Raw genomic sequence first — 16683 nt, 5'->3', positions numbered from 1 at the left:
TTATAGCGTACAAGTGGTATGCTCATCCTCACCAGGAGGGCACATGGACATCACACAACATCTTGCAACCACACTGAAAACACTGCGCCAGGATCGCGGCTGGAGTTTGTCGAAGCTGGCAGAAGAGACGGGGGTTTCAAAAGCGATGCTCGGGCAAATCGAGCGCAATGAATCCAGCCCGACGGTATCAACATTGTGGAAAATCGCCACCGGGCTGAACGTACCGTTTTCCACCTTTATCACCCCAGAGGCGGACAAGCAGGCTGTTTTTGACCCGCAGCAGCAGGCCATGGTGGTAAAACCGCTGTTCCCGTGGGATGAGACGCTGAAGTTTGATCATTTCTCCATTTCCCTGGCACCCGGCGCGCTAAGCGAGTCAACGCCCCATGAAACGGGTGTGATTGAGCATGTGGTGGTGATAAGCGGCGAGCTGGAGATGCAACTGGAGGGTGAGTGGCAGACAATTCCTGCCGATTCGGGCATCCGTTTTGCCGGAGATAAACCGCACGCGTACCGTAACAGCAGCGACCGGACGGTGCATTTTCACTCCCTAATCCATTATCCCCGCTGACGCTACGCAAAACTGTTTCGCTGTCGCATACTTCTGACTACAATAGCCGCCATTTTGACCATAACGGATAACGACGAAGTATGCGCCTGCAATCCCATCATCTTGAACTTTTAAGCCCGGCCCGCGACGCCGCCATTGCCCGTGAAGCGATCCTTCACGGTGCAGATGCCGTCTACATTGGCGGTCCAGGCTTTGGTGCCCGCCATAACGCCAGCAACAGTCTGCAGGATATTGCTGAACTGGTACCGTTCGCCCACCGTTTCGGGGCGAAAGTGTTCGTGACCCTGAACACCATTCTTCATGATGATGAACTGGAACCTGCGCAACGTCTGATCACCGATCTCTACCAGACCGGGGTCGATGCCCTGATTGTCCAGGATATGGGCGTTCTTGAGCTGGATATTCCACCTATTGAACTGCACGCCAGCACCCAGTGCGATATCCGCACCGTTGAGAAAGCCAAATTCCTCTCCGACGTCGGTTTTTCGCAGATCGTTCTGGCGCGTGAACTGAACCTGAACCAGATCCGTGATATTCACCAGGCGACAGACGCGACGATTGAATTCTTTATCCACGGCGCGTTGTGCGTAGCATATTCCGGCCAGTGCAATATTTCTCACGCCCAGACCGGGCGCAGCGCTAACCGTGGCGATTGCTCTCAGGCTTGTCGCCTGCCGTATACCCTGAAAGACGATCAGGGGCGCGTCGTGGCGTTTGAAAAACATCTGCTTTCCATGAAGGATAACGATCAGACCGCCAACCTCGGTGCGCTGATTGATGCAGGCGTGCGCTCCTTCAAGATTGAAGGGCGGTATAAAGATATGAGCTACGTGAAGAACATCACCGCGCACTATCGTCAGATGCTGGATGCCATTATTGAAGATCGTGGTGACCTGGCACGCGCGTCAGCCGGTCGTACCGAACATTTCTTTATTCCGTCGACCGATAAAACCTTCCATCGTGGCAGTACCGACTATTTCGTGAACGCCCGTAAAGGTGACATCGGCGCGTTTGATTCGCCGAAATTTATCGGCTTGCCGGTCGGTGAAGTTCTGAAAGTGGCGAAGGATCATCTGGACGTGGAGGTCACGGAGCCGCTGGCGAACGGCGATGGCCTGAACGTGATGATTAAGCGTGAAGTCGTAGGATTCCGTGCCAATACGGTTGAAAAAACCGGAGAAAATCGCTATCGCGTGTGGCCGAATGAAATGCCTGCCGATCTCTATAAGGCAAGGCCGAACGCGGCGCTAAACCGTAACCTGGATCATAACTGGCAGCAGGCGCTGCTGAAAACCTCCAGCGAGCGTCGCATCGCGGTGGATATTGAACTGGGAGGCTGGGAAGAGCAGCTGATTTTGACCATGACCTGCGAAGACGGCATCAGCGTGACGCATACGCTTGATGGCCAGTTTGAGGTCGCCAACAATGCGGACAAAGCGCTAAACAACCTGAAAGAGGGGGTGGCGAAGCTGGGGCAGACGATTTACTACGCGCGTAATATTGAGGTGAATCTGTCGGACGCACTGTTCGTGCCGAACAGCCTGCTTAACCAGTTCCGTCGGGAAACCTCGGAAATGCTCGATGCGGCTCGTCTGGCTCACTATCCGCGAGGTAGCCGTAAAGCTGAAGCTGTTCCAGCGCCCGTTTACCCGGATACGCATTTATCGTTCCTGGCTAACGTCTACAACCATAAAGCACGTGAATTCTATCATCGTCACGGCGTGCAGCTGATCGACGCGGCCTATGAAGCACATGAAGAGAAGGGTGATGTGCCGGTGATGATCACCAAGCACTGTCTCCGTTTTGCGTTTAACCTGTGTCCTAAGCAGGCGAAAGGGAACATCAAGAGCTGGAAGGCCACACCTATGCAACTGGTGAATGGTGACGAAGTGCTTACCTTGAAATTTGACTGCCGTCCTTGCGAAATGCATGTAATTGGCAAGATGAAAAACCATATTTTCAAAATGCCAGCGCCGGGGAGTGTCGTAGCCTCAGTAAGCCCGGACGAACTTATGAAAACCCTGCCTAAACGCAAAGGTAATTAATTAACGAAAGTGGGTAATGGTGCCAACTTACTGATTTAGTGTACGATGGTGTTTTTGAGGTGCTCCCGTGGCTTCCATCTCCATCAGTTGTCCCTCCTGCTCAGCTACTGAAGGCGTGGTGCGTAACGGTAAAAGTACTGCCGGACATCAGCGCTATCTCTGCTCTCACTGCCGTAAAACATGGCAACTGCAGTTCACTTACACCGCTTCTCAACCCGGTACGCACCAGAAAATCATTGATATGGCCATGAATGGTGTTGGATGCCGGGCAACCGCCCGCATTATGGGCGTTGGCCTCAACACGATTTTACGTCACTTAAAAAACTCAGGCCGCAGTCGGTAACCTCGCGCATACAGCCGGGCAGTGACGTCATCGTCTGCGCGGAAATGGACGAACAGTGGGGCTACGTCGGTGCTAAATCACGTCAGCGCTGGCTGTTTTACGCGTATGACAGGATACGGAGGACGGTTGTGGCGCACGTCTTCGGTGAACGCACTCTGGCCACACTGGAGCGTCTTCTGAGCCTGCTGTCGGCCTTTGAGGTCGTGGTATGGATGACGGATGGCTGGCCGCTGTATGAATCCCGCCTGAAGGGAAAGCTGCACGTAATCAGCAAGCGTTACACTCAGCGAATTGAGCGGCATAACCTGAATCTGAGACAACATCTGGCAAGGCTGGGACGGAAGTCACTGTCGTTCTCAAAATCGGTGGAGCTGCATGACAAGGTCATCGGGCATTATCTGAACATAAAACACTATCAGTAAGTTGGAGTCATTACCACGAAAGTGTGTATCCGGTTTGCGCGATTTTTGCCACAGGTGGTGTTCGCGCAAACCTTCCGCTGATTCTTCTGCTTCACTTCGCAACTCATCGCTGTCAGCTTCATGCCGAAGCTGATGCCCAACATTTTTTACCCATAAATACTCATGACCTTTGTGCCCGGCCATCAGTTGGCCTGAAAACAGGGCGCAAATCAGCATTATGAGTGTTAACCCTTTTTTTATCATGTGTTCACCGCGAAATGACAGAGCAGGAATATCATGCCTGTTATTTCATGGTGTTATTATTCAAAAGTTCAAATTATCGCAAAGAGAATGTCAAATATTGTCGGAATAAAAGACAGCCAGGAAACATCTTAAAAATCATCTGATATATTGCAAGCCGCCATTTTTGGTACATAACTGGACAGTTACTTTAAAGATTATTCCTATATAATAGCAAGTCTATGGCTAAGGAATGGGTCCTGATTAATGAAAAAAATGATAACGTTTGGGATTGTAGCGGCTGCTGTTGTGGCTGCTGCTGGGTTTCACTACGCTGGTGACAACGAACCGGAATATATTAAGTCCGCACAAACACGTGTTGGTTCATATTTAACCAGAGATTATGGCCGTGTTGCCTGCAATAGCACCAAAGTGAACGATCAACATTGGGAATTAGACTGCACCAATCAGTTGCGGGGAAAAACATTTCAGTTTGCCGTGTATCCTTCTGATAAAGCACCTTATAGCGTCGCGCGTTCGTTTTATCTGGAAGCAATGAATGATGACGCAAAATTGAGCGCTGAACAGGGGCTGATGCGTTATTTGCAAATCAATACCAAAGCGGGTTAATAGGGCTGTTTACCTCTCGTTAAGATAAAAGGTGTTAGGTTGTAATGGATCCGCTGCCCGGCCATGGAGTGTCGGGACGTAGAGCATAAAATACAAATCTATCCATGCAAGCATTTACCGCCAGATAATGGCGGTTTTTTTTTACATGTCGTCATGATGTATGCCGCGGTTTATGATTTCAGCCGATAGTGCGACTGCACCAGACCTGAAGGGAAGCTGTGGCTTGATACCAGTGTCAAATCAATATCCTGGGGCAGGCTTCCGAACAAAGGCTTTCCTGAACCAAGCAGAACAGGGACGGTCGTGATAACCATATCCGCGACCAGCCCTTCACGCAGGAACGACTGTATCACCTGTCCGCCATCGAGATAGACGCGATGGACGTTCTGCGCCGCCAGGTCATCGAGCACCTCTGTTGGTGTGCGATGAGAGAACTGTACTTTGCCCTTCAGGGCCTCCGGCACGGGAGTATTCGCCAGCTGTCGGGAGAGTACCAGCACGGGCCGGTCATAAGGCCATGTGTCAAAGGACAATACCTTCTCATAGCTCCCTCGTCCCATTACGATCCACTCTTTGTCCGCGATGAACGCTTCATAGCCATGATCTTCTGTCGGGTCATCGCGCTGCAAAAGCCAGTCGATATCGTCATTCTCTCGGGCGATATAGCCATCAAGACTGACCGCGATAAAAACGTGTGTGGTGATCATCAGGTGCTCCGTATTTCAACACAACCAAAAGAGTGATGCCTCAGCGAGCAGTACCTGAACCTGAAAATTGCTTGCGATACTGTGCCGGGGAAAGTGCAAACTGCTGGCGAAAATGATGGCGCAACGTCGATGCCTGACCAAATCCAGTTTGTTCTGCAATACTGTCGATACTTAAACGGCTGCTTTCAAGATAATCTTTTGCCCGCAACAGGCGTTCATTTATCAACCAACGCGCTGGGGTCATTCCTGTCGCTGCCTCGAAGCGACGAAGGAAAGTGCGCTGGCTCATGCCCACCCGACGCGCCAGCGAATCGACGCTATGAGGCTCGACAAGATGATTGTGGAGGAAATCAAAAAGCTGGCCCAGGCGCTGGCTTTCCCGCAACTGCGCGACCGGGCGACTCAGCTGTTGCGGTTGTGAGCCATCCCTGTGAGGGGGAATGACCAGCCGACGCGCAACGCTATTGGCCGTTTCCATTCCATAATCCCGTCGTACAACGTGCAGGCAAAGATCAATTCCTGCCGCACTGCCTGCGGAGGTAAGAATATCTCCCTCATCCTGATAGAGCACATCCTCGACCACCTGGATGTCAGGGTAACGGGCTTTAAGCGCGTCAAGATAGCGCCAGTGCGTCGTGGCTTTACGTCCGTTCAGCAACCCCGACGCCGCCAGCACAAAGACCCCCGAACAGATGGACAGCAACTGGCAGCCTCGCGCGCTGGCCTGGCGTAATGCCTCACAAAGTGTGTCCGGGACTGGTGAATCCAGGCCTCTCCAGCCAGGAATCACGATCAGATCGGCAGATTCAAGCAGGCTTAAATCGCCGTCGGTTATTATACGGATCCCACCGGTTGCCCGTAGTTCACCGCTATCAATACCCGCCACCGCAAAACGATACCATTCGTCCCCCAGTTCAGGACGCGGTAGACCAAAGATCTCCACCGCCACGCCAAACTCAAAGGTACACAGACCGTCATACGCCAGCACAGCCACCAGCGGCCGCGTTATCTGTCTTAAGTTTGTCATCTTTTTGCTGTTTTCTGGCATACGCGCGGGCATTCACGGGCTGAATTTGTGGATAGAGTAGTGTTAACACAAACGCCAAAGATGAGGAAGTATCATGAGTTATGTTACTGAATTTCCGGCTGCGGAACCGCAGGAAGCTGTCACCCATTTTCTGCGCCGCCTGAGCGTCGAAACCGACTGTGCTGATGTGCATCATGCCATCGTCAACCAGGAGCAAGATTTTGTGCTGCTGCACGTAGTGGGGAGTCCGGAGCAGTTTGCACGCCGTCATGTGCCTGGTGCTTTGCACCTGCCGCGTAGCCAGATTACTTCTGAGCGCATGGCGCAATGGCCTGAAGGCACGCTTTTCGTTGTCTACTGCGCAGGGCCGCACTGTAACGGCGCGGACAGAGCGGCGCTCAAGCTGGCACGACTCGGGCTGCCGGTCAAAATCATGCTCGGGGGGATCACCGGCTGGGAAGATGAAAAGTTCGCCTTTGCCAGCAGCGAAACAGCTACCGCGCTGTGAAGATGAATTTTATTCAACACCCGTGAAATTTTCTCGTTTGCCGGAATATGACAGATATGACATCTTTTTTGGACATTTAGACATCCAGAAGTCTAAATGTTCAAATAATGAATTATCACTTCTGGCAATTATCGCCGGCAGACTGAGGAGAATTCCATGCAACGACAACACGCCCCGTATCGCGCCGATGTAGTAGGCAGTTTTTTACGTCCGGACACCATCAAACAGGCCCGCCTGAAATTTGCCAGCGGCGAAATTGATGCCGGAGAACTTCGCGCGGTGGAGGATGAGGCGATCCGCCATGTTGTCGAGCAGCAGTGCGCATGTGGGCTCCATGTGGTCACCGACGGCGAGTTTCGCCGCGCCTGGTGGCATTTCGATTTCTTCGACGGTCTGCAGGGCGTTGAGCGTTACGATTCACAGCAGGGTATTCAATTTAACGGGGTACAAACCAAAGCCCATGGCGTGCGCGTCATCGGCAAGCTGGGCTTTGGCGAGCATCCGATGCTGGAAGATTTTCGTTATCTGAAAAGCATCAGCGGCAACGCTCAGCCGAAGATGACCATTCCCAGCCCGAGCGTGCTCCATTTCCGCGGAGGCCGTAAAGACATTGATGCGACGGTTTACCCGGATCTGAATGACTATTTTGACGACCTGGCGACCACCTGGCGTGATGCCATCCGCGCATTCTACGATGCAGGCTGCCGTTATCTGCAGCTGGATGACACCGTCTGGGCGTATCTCTGTTCTGACGAACAGCGCCGTCAGATCCGCGAACGCGGCGATGATGCCGATGAACTGGCGCGTATCTATGCCCGCGTGCTAAACAAGGCGCTGGAAGGGAAACCGGACGATCTGACCATCGGGCTGCACGTCTGTCGCGGGAATTTCCGTTCAACCTGGATTTCCGAAGGCGGCTACGAGCCGGTGGCGGAAGTGCTGTTTGGCACGGTCAACGTTGATGCCTTCTTCCTTGAGTATGACAACGACCGCAGCGGCGATTTTGCACCCCTGCGCTTTGTTCGCCCGGGCAAGCAGCAGGTGGTGCTGGGCCTTATCACCACTAAAAACGGCGAACTTGAAAACCCGGAAGGGGTAAAGGCACGTCTGGAGGAGGCGGCAAAATACGTGGCGAAAGCGCAAATTTGCCTCAGCCCACAGTGTGGTTTTGCCTCCACGGAAGAGGGCAACACGCTAAGTGAAAACCAGCAGTGGGATAAAGTGCGTCTGGTGACGCAGATCGCCAGCGAAGTCTGGTAAACCCTTCGTTCCCGGCGCTGCATTATAAAAGTGCAGCGCTGTGCCATTCTGAGTCGTTCTCTTTACATCCTGCTTTCACTTTCCCTGCAATCGCGCTTTTTCCATTCTGGCATCCTTTTTGCTCCTGCTTAGCTGGCACATTTTTTTCCGCGTCCACGCCGTAACGGACGTCTTCGCACAGCGTTCTTTTTCAGGAGTGAAAATATGCACCGTCGTACCTTATTGAAAGCCTTCGCGTTGTCAGCTTCTGTTGTTGCTATGGGAATGAGTTTTGGCGTGCAAGCGGCCGATACCATCAAAGTGGGCATCATGCATTCTTTGTCCGGCACGATGGCTATCTCCGAGACCCCGCTGAAAGATGTTGCGCTGATGACGATCGATGAGATCAACGCCAAAGGGGGCGTACTGGGTAAAAAGCTGGAACCGGTAGTGGTTGACCCGGCGTCGAACTGGCCACTGTTTGCTGAGAAAGCTCGCCAGCTGTTAAGCCAGGATAAAGTTGCGGTCGTGTTCGGTTGCTGGACATCGGTGTCGCGTAAATCGGTTCTGCCGGTGTTTGAAGAACTGAACGGCCTGCTGTTCTATCCGGTGCAATATGAAGGCGAGGAGATGTCACCGAACGTCTTCTATACCGGCGCGGCACCGAACCAGCAGGCGATCCCGGCGGTGGAATACCTGATGAGTGAAGACGGCGGTGGGGCAAAACGCTTCTTCCTGTTAGGTACCGATTACGTTTACCCCCGTACGACCAACAAGATCCTGCGTGCCTTCCTGCATTCGAAAGGTGTCGAGGATAAGGATATCGAAGAGGTTTACACCCCGTTTGGTCACAGCGACTACCAGACTATTGTTGCCAATATTAAGAAATTCTCCGCAGGCGGTAAAACCGCCGTGGTATCGACCATCAACGGAGACTCCAACGTACCGTTCTACAAAGAGCTGGCCAACCAGGGCCTGAAAGCGACCGACGTGCCGGTAGTGGCATTCTCCGTGGGTGAAGAAGAGCTGCGCGGGATAGACACCAAACCGCTGGTCGGCAACCTGGCTGCGTGGAACTACTTTGAGTCTGTGGATAACCCGACCAACCAGGCGTTCGTGGCGGATTACAAAGCCTATGCAAAAGCGCACAAGCTGCCGAATGCCGACACCGTGGTCACGAACGACCCGATGGAAGCCACCTACGTGGGCATCCATATGTGGGCACAGGCGGTGGAAAAAGCCGGTACTACCGATGTAGATAAAGTGCGCGCGGCGATGGCAGGCCAGTCATTCAAAGCCCCTTCAGGTTTTACGCTCACCATGGATGCCACCAACCATCACCTGCATAAGCCGGTCATGATCGGTGAAATTGAAGGGAACGGTCAGTTTAACGTGGTGTGGCAGACTGAACAGCCGGTACGTGCCCAGCCGTGGAGCCCGTTCATTGCCGGGAATGACAAAAAGTCCGATCAGCCGATGAAAACCGCCAGCAACTGAGCCATTACCGCAGGGAGATAATCCATGAACGTCATGCGCACGATCGTCGCTATTGTGTGGCTTGCCGGTCTGCTGCCAGGGATGGCGCAGGCATCGGATGCCGATCGTTTTGTTGCCGCCAGTCGCAGCCAGCAGGCTGACCTGCTGACGCAGTGGGCCGCAGCGCCGGATGCCGCAAGGTTGCCGCTGCTTCAGGCACTGCAAGATGAAAACCTCTACACCGACAGCCAAAAGCACGCGTTTGTGCAACGTAATGGCGACATCATGCCGCTGGGAGAAACCAAAACTGCAGAGGGGCCAACCAAAGCCGTGCGTCTGACCAACCGGCTGCGGGTGCTTGCCGCAACAGCCATTGCCACACATCAGCTTGTGAGTGACAGTGTCACTGAAAGACGTGCTGCGGCTCGCCAGCTTCAGCGTGACGCTCAGCCAGGCATGCTCGGTTTCCTGCAAACGCGGGTTGTGAGTGAAACCGATGATGTGGCGCGCCAGGCGCTGCTGCTGGCGGTGGCGAATCTTCAGCTGGCAAGTCCGCAGGCAGAGGTGCGCCGCAAGGCAGTCGAGCTGTTAGGTCAGTCCGACGATCCGGACGTGCAGTCAAAGCTAACACCGTTTGCGCAGGTGCAGACCGAGCCTGATGCTGGCGTTCGCGCTGCCGCAGAAGAGAGCCTTAGCCAGATTAAGCATCGCCTGATGTGGGGCGATCTGCTGGGACAGGCGTTTATGGGACTCTCTCTGGGATCGGTGCTGCTGCTGGCCGCGCTGGGTCTTGCTATCACCTACGGTTTGCTGGGGGTAATCAATATGGCCCACGGTGAGATGCTAATGCTCGGGGCGTACGCTACATGGATGGTGCAGCAGGTGATGGCCGGGCTTGCTCCCCAGTGGCTGGCGCTCTATCCGATTATCGCGTTGCCGGTGGCGTTCTGCCTGACGGCGGGCATCGGGATGGTGCTGGAGCGTACCGTGATCCGTCACCTGTACGGTCGTCCGCTGGAAACGCTGCTGGCAACCTGGGGCATCAGCCTGATGCTCATCCAGCTGGTGCGCATGACCTTTGGCGCACAGAATCTGGAGGTGGCAAACCCGGCATGGTTGTCTGGCGGCGTGCAGGTCTTTGCTAACCTGACGTTGCCGTGGAACCGCATAGTGGTGCTGGGATTCGTGCTGCTGGTGCTGTTCTTCACCTGGCTGATTCTGAATAAAACCCGTCTGGGGCTTAACGTGCGTGCGGTGACACAAAACCGCAGCATGGCTGCCTGTTGTGGGGTGCCGACGGGGCGTGTCGATATGCTGGCTTTCGGGCTTGGCTCAGGCATTGCCGGGTTAGGCGGCGTGGCGTTATCTCAGCTTGGGAACGTCGGGACAGAGCTGGGTCAGGGCTATATTATCGACTCTTTCCTCGTGGTCGTTCTCGGTGGCGTAGGCCAGCTGGCAGGCAGCGTGGCCGCAGCCTTTGGTCTTGGGATCTTTAATAAAATCCTTGAGCCGCAGATGGGGGCGGTACTGGGCAAGATTCTGATTCTGGTGGCGATCATTCTGTTTATTCAGAAACGACCGCAGGGGTTGTTTGCACTGAAAGGGAGGGTTATTGACTGATGAGCCAGCCACTCACCTTAACGCTGGCGCGTAAAGCGCCACGAACCATTCAGATTGTCGGCAGCCTGCTGGTGGCGTGTCTGCTGATATTGCCGTTTTTTGCCTTACTCCCTGCCACGCATCCGCTGGCGTTATCAACCTGGATGCTGACGCTTATCGGTAAGATCCTCTGCTACGCCATCGTTGCGGTGGCGCTGGATCTGGTGTGGGGCTATGCCGGAATGTTGTCCCTTGGGCACGGTATTTTCTTCGCGCTGGGTGGCTATGCGATGGGCATGTACCTGATGCGCCAGGCCGCAGGTGACGGTTTGCCCGCGTTTATGTCGTTTCTCTCCTGGACCGAAATGCCGTGGTTCTGGTGGGGAACCCAGTACTTTGCCTGGACGCTGGTACTGATTGTCATGGTGCCTGGCCTGCTGGCGCTGGTGTTTGGCTGGTTTGCCTTCCGCTCGAAGATCAAAGGGGTCTACTTCTCAATTATGACCCAGGCGCTGACCTATGCGGGGATGTTGCTGTTCTTTCGCAACGAAACCGGTTTTGGCGGTAATAACGGCTTTACCGGTTTCACCACGTTGCTGGGGTTTTCGGTGACGGAAACGACCACGCGTATTGCGCTGTTTCTGGCGACCGTATTGTTGCTGCTCCTGGCGTTAGGCACCGGATTTGCACTGGCGAAGAGCAAGTTTGGCCGTATTTTGACTGCCGTACGGGATGCCGAAAACCGCCTGACGTTTTGCGGGTACGATCCTCGCGGGTTCAAGCTGCTGGTGTGGACACTTTCTGCAGTGCTGTGTGGCCTTGCAGGGGCACTCTACGTTCCGCAGGTGGGCATTATCAACCCAGGAGAGATGTCGCCGACAAACTCGATAGAAGCGGCAATCTGGGTAGCGCTGGGCGGACGTGGCACGTTGGTGGGGCCGGTGATAGGCGCAGCGCTGGTGAATGGGGCAAAGAGTGTTTTCACGGTCGCGATGCCGGAATACTGGCAACTGTTTCTCGGGATGATTTTTATCGCCGTGACCCTGTTTTTACCACGCGGCGTTTACGGTCTGTTTCGTAAGGGAGAGAAGTAATGCAGCCAGCTGAAGGATTATTCACCCGCCAGTTACCTGGCGATCGCTGCCGTGAGCAGACCGACCCGGTACTGCAACTTGAGGCCATTAATGTCAATTTCGATGGGTTTCAGGCCCTGACGGATCTGACGCTGAATATCGGTGTGGGCGAGTTGCGCTGCGTGATTGGTCCCAATGGTGCAGGGAAAACCACGCTGATGGATGTCATCACTGGCAAAACACGGCCGAAAAGCGGCAAAGCGATTTATGACCAGTCTATTGACCTGACGCTGCTTGAGCCCGCCGCCATTGCCCGTCAGGGGATTGGCCGAAAATTCCAGAAACCGACGGTATTTGAAGCGCTAACGGTGTGGGAAAACCTTGAGATTGCCATGAAAACCGATAAATCCGTCTGGGCGAGCCTGCGGGCAAAACTCAACGGGGAACAACGTGACCGGATTGATGAAATGCTGGTTTTGCTGCGGCTGAGTAGTGAACGTGACCGCCTGGCCGGGCTACTTTCGCACGGGCAAAAACAGTTCCTCGAGATCGGCATGCTGTTGGTCCAGGATCCGCATCTGTTGTTGCTGGATGAGCCGGCGGCCGGGATGACCGATGCGGAAACCGAATATACCGCTGAGTTGTTCAAAACGCTGGCGGGCAAGCATTCTCTGATGGTGGTGGAGCACGATATGGGCTTTGTAGAAACCATTGCCGATCACGTGACGGTACTGCACCAGGGGCGCGTGCTGGCGGAGGGATCGCTTCGCGAGGTGCAGGCCAATGAGCAGGTGATTGAAGTCTATCTGGGACGCTAAGGAGCGGTGATGTTACAGGTTAACGAACTGAATCAATATTATGGCGGCAGCCATATTCTGCGCGGCGTGAGCTTTGAAGCCATCACTGGCGAAGTCACCTGCCTGCTGGGGCGTAACGGCGTCGGGAAAACTACGCTGCTGAAGTGCCTTATGGGTCTGATCCCGGCGAAAACCGGGGAGGTGATTTGGCAGGGCAAAAAAATCACCTATAGCAAGCCGCACCAGCGGGTGCAGTCTGGCGTGGCGTATGTCCCGCAGGGGCGTGAAATTTTCCCTCGCTTAACCGTTGAAGAAAATTTGCTGCTTGGCCTGTCGCGGTTTTCTGCCCGCGATGCAAAGCATGTTCCGGAAGAGATCTGGCAGTTGTTCCCGGTGCTTAAAGAGATGAAACAGCGTCGCGGGGGCGATCTCTCCGGAGGACAACAGCAACAGCTGGCGATTGGTCGAGCGCTGGCAAGCCGCCCGCAATTGTTGATCCTCGATGAACCCACCGAAGGTATACAGCCGTCTGTCATAAAAGAGATAGGTCAGGTGATCCGCACCCTGGCGGATCGGGGCGATATGGCGATCCTGCTGGTCGAGCAGTTTTATGATTTTGCCGCCGGGCTGGCCGACAGCTATCTGCTGATGTCGCGCGGCACCATCATTCAGCGAGGACGAGGTGAAAATATGGAGCAGGAGGGCGTTCGCGGCCTGGTTGCGATTTGAAATGTTATAATATAACATTCTCATTCTTATCAAACGGAATGAGGATGTTATGTTGGCTGCACATATTGGAAAATTTGCCATGACTCTGGGGGCGCTGCTGGTCAGCGGCCAGCTGTTTGCTCACTCGCACGGCCATCAGATGACCGAAGCGGAACAGAAAGCGGCGAACGGCGTGTTTGAGGATAAAGACGTGAAGGACAGAGCGCTATCTGACTGGGACGGTACCTGGCAGTCGGTCTATCCGTTCCTGCTCGATGGTTCGCTGGATCCGGTCTTTAGGCAGAAAGCGCAGAAGGATAAAAGCAAATCCTTTGATGAGGTGAAAGCCTACTACCGCACGGGATATGCGACGGACGTGGATGCCATCGGCATCGAAAATAACGTTATGGAATTTCACAAAGGTAAAGAGGTTAGCCGCTGTCATTATGATTACAGCGGCTACAAAATCCTGACATACGCGTCAGGTAAGAAAGGCGTTCGCTATCTGTTTGAGTGCAAGGACACCAGCAGCAAGGCGCCGAAATTCGTGCAGTTCAGCGACCATACCATCGGACCGAAGGCCTCTTCGCACTTCCATATCTTCATGGGCAACACCTCCCACGAGGCGCTGCTGAAAGAGATGGATAATTGGCCGACCTACTACCCGAACGAGATGTACAAAGAGCAGGTGGTGGAGGAGATGTTACACCATTGATGCTTTACGGCCGGGTAGCGGCAATGCCTTACCCGGCCTACACGTGCTACGCTACATTGGGTGACTCGCACCATACCTTCACGCTCATCCCGCGCAAGATCATCAGCCAGGCAATCACAATGGCGACCATCATAATCACAAATAACGACCAGTGCGGCAGGTTGGTCAGGATAATACCGGTGATCATTGGGTTTGCCGCTGCGCCGAGCCAGCCCAGCGCCTGCGCGGAGAAGTAGCTCGCTTTCATTCCCGGTGGAGCGATATTGTCGATCAACATGTATTCACCCGGTGCATAGATGATTTCGCCGAGCGTAAAGATGGCGGCAGCAATACCCCAGTAAATCAGGTTTTCTCCGGAGAGCATAAAGCCGCCGAGTCCCATAATAAAAAACAGGGTCGCGAGGGTCATCAGCGGGCGAATATTGCTGGCAGAGATCTTGCGGCCCAGCGCATATTGCAGCGTCACCACCACGGCGGCGTTGACGGGCAATACCACAGCGACCACTTTTTCAGCGAAATCACTGTCTGCATGCGCGGCCAGAACATATTGCGAAATACAGCTGGCGAACGACCCGCCCACGTAGGACGCCAGCAGGCCAGAGAGCGTGTACCAGAACAGCGCGCGGTCTTTCAGCAATACTGACGGCTGCCAGGGCATTTTCTCCTCGGTGGTATCCAGTGCGACGCTTTTTTGCACGAAGAAATGGATAAATCCGAGCGGCAGTGCGGCACAGAAGGCGGCCAGCCAGAACGGCAGCTGCAGGCTGTACATCACCAGCAGGGTGCCAATGGGCGGCCCGATCGTCCAGCCAATATTCAGGAAGCTGTAGTTCAGCGAGAAGACACGCGCTTTCTGACTTGCGGTGAGCACGTCGGAGAACCAGGCCTTCAGCACCGTCGAAAAGACGGAATAGGCGCAGTTGATCAGCGCAAAGAACAGCACCACCAGCGTGACGTTATCGACCAACGGGATCGCGACAAATCCGGCAATAAAAGCCACGATCGCGATCAGCATGTAGCGTTTTTTATCAAACTTATCGGCAAGAATGCCAAACCCCAGGCTGAACACCACGCCGATAGTCAGCGCAATCGTCAGGGCATAACCAATATTCTCGACGCTCATGCTATAGACGCGCGTGAGATAGATGGTCATAAACGGCAGCGTTGCCCCCCGACCGATTGTTAACAACAATGACGATGCCAGCAGCGCTGCGGTTGAGCGCCTGAGAGATGGTTTCATATTCCTGCCCGACAATTGCTTATGCTTTTTATGTTGTGTTCTAAAAGGAGTATCACGACATAAGGGGCTTGTATAGCACCCAATTTATCCGTAAGTGCTTCGCCTGACTGCCAGAATTAATGATCTTCTCGCAGCGTGCTTTTTTCTGTTACCTTGAAGTGTTAACAAATAATTAATAATTCAGGGGCAGGGTATGACGCGTAAAGACGGGCTGCTGGCGTTGCTGGTGGTCGTAGTATGGGGGCTCAATTTTGTGGTCATCAAGCTGGGGTTGCACAACATGCCCCCGCTGATGCTGGCCGGTTTACGTTTCATGCTGGTGGCGTTCCCGGCGCTTTTTTTCGTCGCCCGTCCTAAAATCCCGTTGAAACTGCTGCTGGGCTATGGCCTGACCATCAGCTTTGGCCAGTTCGCTTTTCTCTTCTGTGCCATCAAGTTCGGAATGCCGGCCGGTCTTGCCTCGCTGGTGTTACAGGCGCAGGCGTTCTTTACCATTATCCTCGGCGCGTTTGTGTTTGGTGAGCGCCTGCAGGGCAAACAGCTGGCGGGGATCACGCTCGCGGTGTTTGGCGTGCTGGTACTGATTGAGGCCAGTCTGAACGGTCAGGATGTGGCGTTGCTCGGCTTTATGCTGACGCTGGCGGCGGGGCTGAGCTGGGCCTGCGGGAATATCTTCAACAAATTGATCATGCAGCATGAGGCGCGCCCGGCTGTTATGTCGCTGGTGGTCTGGAGTGCGCTGATCCCGATAATCCCGTTTCTGGCGGCGTCGTTTATTCTGGATGGTCCGGATGTGATGCTGAACAGCCTGGTTGAAATCGATCTCACCACGATTTTGTCGCTACTCTACCTGGCGTTTGTCGCCACTATTATCGGCTATGGGATCTGGGGGTCACTGCTTGGCAAGTATGAAACCTGGCGCGTCGCACCGCTGTCGCTGCTGGTTCCGGTGGTGGGGCTTGCCAGTGCGGCACTCTTACTGAATGAAACGCTGAGCGCGCTGCAGCTGCTTGGCGCTGTGCTGATCATGGCCGGGTTGTATATTAATGTCTTTGGTTTGCGCGTGCGTCGGGCGACGCGGGTCAGTGGAAAGGCATAAAAAAGCCCCGCATCTGCGGGGCAAAACGAATCAGAGGCCGTGCTAATTGTAATAAGGCACGCCTAATTCGTCGGACTTGTCGCTACCTGCACCCATGTGGTTGAAATCGTAGGGTGACCGGTCATGTGCTGACGGCAAAATCATCGTATCAGGATTATTTTGCTGCGTTGCACGAGGGGTTTGCTCCGCGAAGGTCTGGCTGGAGAACAGCACCAGCAAGGCGAGGGCGGCGGAGGCGATAGCTTTCATGATTTCCTCGGTTACG

General features: G+C 54.3%; 17 protein-coding genes and 1 pseudogene. 13 read left to right on the top strand and 5 right to left on the bottom strand.

The features are described from left to right. Positions 1-43: 43 nt before the first annotated feature. From AC0XWG_RS19010 to AC0XWG_RS19000, 3 genes are all read left to right on the top strand, one after another. Positions 44-571: a helix-turn-helix domain-containing protein gene (locus tag AC0XWG_RS19010; RefSeq protein ID WP_475680927.1), complete on the top strand. Its 528-nt coding sequence runs from the start codon at positions 44-46 to the stop codon at positions 569-571. An 80-nt stretch (positions 572-651) separates the two neighbouring features. Then, entirely contained in the window at positions 652-2616 is a 1965-nt protein-coding gene (locus AC0XWG_RS19005; protein ID WP_028017445.1) for a peptidase U32 family protein, read from the top strand. Positions 2617-2683: 67 nt separating this feature from the next. Continuing rightward, a protein-coding gene (locus AC0XWG_RS19000; RefSeq protein WP_223216367.1) for an IS1 family transposase occupies positions 2684-3381 on the top strand; the annotation gives its coding sequence in 2 pieces (ribosomal slippage) (positions 2684-2933 and positions 2933-3381; 699 coding nt in all). An 18-nt stretch (positions 3382-3399) separates the two neighbouring features. On the opposite strand, the pseudogene AC0XWG_RS18995 reads toward AC0XWG_RS19000, so the two are convergent. After that, a pseudogene (locus AC0XWG_RS18995) lies at positions 3400-3624 on the bottom strand (DUF2554 family protein); the annotation flags it as partial. 243 nt (positions 3625-3867) lie between these two features. Here AC0XWG_RS18995 and AC0XWG_RS18990 point away from each other — a divergent pair. Beyond that, positions 3868-4230 (top strand): hypothetical protein, encoded by a 363-nt coding sequence (locus tag AC0XWG_RS18990; RefSeq protein ID WP_475680926.1) that lies wholly within the window; start codon positions 3868-3870, stop codon positions 4228-4230. Between the two features lie 170 nt (positions 4231-4400). Here the strand turns inward: AC0XWG_RS18990 and AC0XWG_RS18985 are convergent, their stop codons facing one another. Together AC0XWG_RS18985 and ftrA are read right to left on the bottom strand one after the other, a co-directional pair. Beyond that, positions 4401-4937, bottom strand: a complete 537-nt coding sequence (locus AC0XWG_RS18985; RefSeq protein WP_475680925.1) for a dihydrofolate reductase family protein — start codon at positions 4935-4937, stop codon at positions 4401-4403. Between the two features lie 40 nt (positions 4938-4977). Continuing rightward, a complete protein-coding gene (ftrA, locus tag AC0XWG_RS18980) occupies positions 4978-5985 on the bottom strand; it encodes a transcriptional regulator FtrA (RefSeq protein ID WP_475680924.1) in 1008 nt (335 codons plus the stop codon). Between the two features lie 73 nt (positions 5986-6058). On the opposite strand from ftrA, the gene AC0XWG_RS18975 reads away from it, so the two are divergent. The 8 genes from AC0XWG_RS18975 to zinT all read left to right on the top strand — a co-directional run bounded on the left by AC0XWG_RS18975 (position 6059) and on the right by zinT (position 14079). Next, positions 6059-6472 carry a rhodanese-like domain-containing protein gene (locus AC0XWG_RS18975; protein WP_475680923.1) on the top strand — a complete coding sequence of 138 codons (414 nt, stop codon included), beginning with the start codon at positions 6059-6061 and terminating at the stop codon, positions 6470-6472. Positions 6473-6628: 156 nt separating this feature from the next. After that, positions 6629-7732 carry a cobalamin-independent methionine synthase II family protein gene (locus AC0XWG_RS18970; RefSeq protein WP_049007231.1) on the top strand — a complete coding sequence of 368 codons (1104 nt, stop codon included), beginning with the start codon at positions 6629-6631 and terminating at the stop codon, positions 7730-7732. A 204-nt stretch (positions 7733-7936) separates the two neighbouring features. Next, the gene (gene urtA / locus AC0XWG_RS18965) at positions 7937-9208 is read left to right on the top strand and encodes an urea ABC transporter substrate-binding protein (protein ID WP_128347741.1); all 1272 of its coding nucleotides are present in this window, start codon (positions 7937-7939) and stop codon (positions 9206-9208) included. Between the two features lie 24 nt (positions 9209-9232). Beyond that, positions 9233-10807 carry an urea ABC transporter permease subunit UrtB gene (urtB, locus tag AC0XWG_RS18960; RefSeq protein WP_475680922.1) on the top strand — a complete coding sequence of 525 codons (1575 nt, stop codon included), beginning with the start codon at positions 9233-9235 and terminating at the stop codon, positions 10805-10807. Beyond that, positions 10807-11880 carry an urea ABC transporter permease subunit UrtC gene (gene urtC, locus AC0XWG_RS18955; RefSeq protein WP_028017436.1) on the top strand — a complete coding sequence of 358 codons (1074 nt, stop codon included), beginning with the start codon at positions 10807-10809 and terminating at the stop codon, positions 11878-11880. Before urtB ends, urtC begins: the two co-directional genes overlap by 1 nt. Then, complete coding sequence (gene urtD / locus AC0XWG_RS18950; protein WP_257247199.1) at positions 11880-12677, top strand: urea ABC transporter ATP-binding protein UrtD; 798 nt, start codon at positions 11880-11882, stop codon at positions 12675-12677. Before urtC ends, urtD begins: the two co-directional genes overlap by 1 nt. A gap of 9 nt (positions 12678-12686) precedes the next feature. After that, the gene (gene urtE, locus AC0XWG_RS18945; RefSeq protein WP_049007235.1) at positions 12687-13385 is read left to right on the top strand and encodes an urea ABC transporter ATP-binding subunit UrtE; all 699 of its coding nucleotides are present in this window, start codon (positions 12687-12689) and stop codon (positions 13383-13385) included. 52 nt (positions 13386-13437) lie between these two features. Next, positions 13438-14079 carry a metal-binding protein ZinT gene (gene zinT, locus AC0XWG_RS18940; RefSeq protein WP_128347738.1) on the top strand — a complete coding sequence of 214 codons (642 nt, stop codon included), beginning with the start codon at positions 13438-13440 and terminating at the stop codon, positions 14077-14079. A 46-nt stretch (positions 14080-14125) separates the two neighbouring features. Here zinT and ydeE read toward each other — a convergent pair whose 3' ends face one another. Then, positions 14126-15319, bottom strand: coding sequence for an efflux MFS transporter YdeE (gene ydeE / locus AC0XWG_RS18935; protein ID WP_475680921.1), 1194 nt, complete (start codon positions 15317-15319; stop codon positions 14126-14128). A 193-nt stretch (positions 15320-15512) separates the two neighbouring features. Between ydeE and eamA the strand changes: the two genes are divergently transcribed. Continuing rightward, entirely contained in the window at positions 15513-16418 is a 906-nt protein-coding gene (gene eamA, locus AC0XWG_RS18930; protein ID WP_028017431.1) for an O-acetylserine/cysteine exporter, read from the top strand. 42 nt (positions 16419-16460) lie between these two features. Here eamA and marB read toward each other — a convergent pair whose 3' ends face one another. Next, positions 16461-16667, bottom strand: a complete 207-nt coding sequence (gene marB, locus AC0XWG_RS18925) for a multiple antibiotic resistance protein MarB (RefSeq protein ID WP_028017430.1) — start codon at positions 16665-16667, stop codon at positions 16461-16463. Positions 16668-16683: the final 16 nt, after the last annotated feature.

The sequence above is a fragment of the Enterobacter sp. DVT3837 genome, assembly GCF_056238685.1.
Note: the sequence above shows the minus strand (reverse complement) of the source record. Positions and strands in the feature narration are given on the sequence as shown.

Excerpts from the sequence above, each read along its gene's own strand:
- AC0XWG_RS19010 (WP_475680927.1), top strand. The coding sequence starts at position 44 with ATGGACATCACACAACATCTTGCAACCACACTGAAAACACTGCGCCAG.
- AC0XWG_RS19005 (WP_028017445.1), top strand. The coding sequence starts at position 652 with ATGCGCCTGCAATCCCATCATCTTGAACTTTTAAGCCCGGCCCGCGAC.
- AC0XWG_RS18990 (WP_475680926.1), top strand. The coding sequence starts at position 3,868 with ATGAAAAAAATGATAACGTTTGGGATTGTAGCGGCTGCTGTTGTGGCT.
- AC0XWG_RS18985 (WP_475680925.1), bottom strand. The coding sequence starts at position 4,937 with ATGATCACCACACACGTTTTTATCGCGGTCAGTCTTGATGGCTATATC.
- ftrA (WP_475680924.1), bottom strand. The coding sequence starts at position 5,985 with ATGCCAGAAAACAGCAAAAAGATGACAAACTTAAGACAGATAACGCGG.
- AC0XWG_RS18975 (WP_475680923.1), top strand. The coding sequence starts at position 6,059 with ATGAGTTATGTTACTGAATTTCCGGCTGCGGAACCGCAGGAAGCTGTC.
- AC0XWG_RS18970 (WP_049007231.1), top strand. The coding sequence starts at position 6,629 with ATGCAACGACAACACGCCCCGTATCGCGCCGATGTAGTAGGCAGTTTT.
- urtA (WP_128347741.1), top strand. The coding sequence starts at position 7,937 with ATGCACCGTCGTACCTTATTGAAAGCCTTCGCGTTGTCAGCTTCTGTT.
- urtB (WP_475680922.1), top strand. The coding sequence starts at position 9,233 with ATGAACGTCATGCGCACGATCGTCGCTATTGTGTGGCTTGCCGGTCTG.
- urtC (WP_028017436.1), top strand. The coding sequence starts at position 10,807 with ATGAGCCAGCCACTCACCTTAACGCTGGCGCGTAAAGCGCCACGAACC.
- urtD (WP_257247199.1), top strand. The coding sequence starts at position 11,880 with ATGCAGCCAGCTGAAGGATTATTCACCCGCCAGTTACCTGGCGATCGC.
- urtE (WP_049007235.1), top strand. The coding sequence starts at position 12,687 with ATGTTACAGGTTAACGAACTGAATCAATATTATGGCGGCAGCCATATT.
- ydeE (WP_475680921.1), bottom strand. The coding sequence starts at position 15,319 with ATGAAACCATCTCTCAGGCGCTCAACCGCAGCGCTGCTGGCATCGTCA.
- eamA (WP_028017431.1), top strand. The coding sequence starts at position 15,513 with ATGACGCGTAAAGACGGGCTGCTGGCGTTGCTGGTGGTCGTAGTATGG.
- marB (WP_028017430.1), bottom strand. The coding sequence starts at position 16,667 with ATGAAAGCTATCGCCTCCGCCGCCCTCGCCTTGCTGGTGCTGTTCTCC.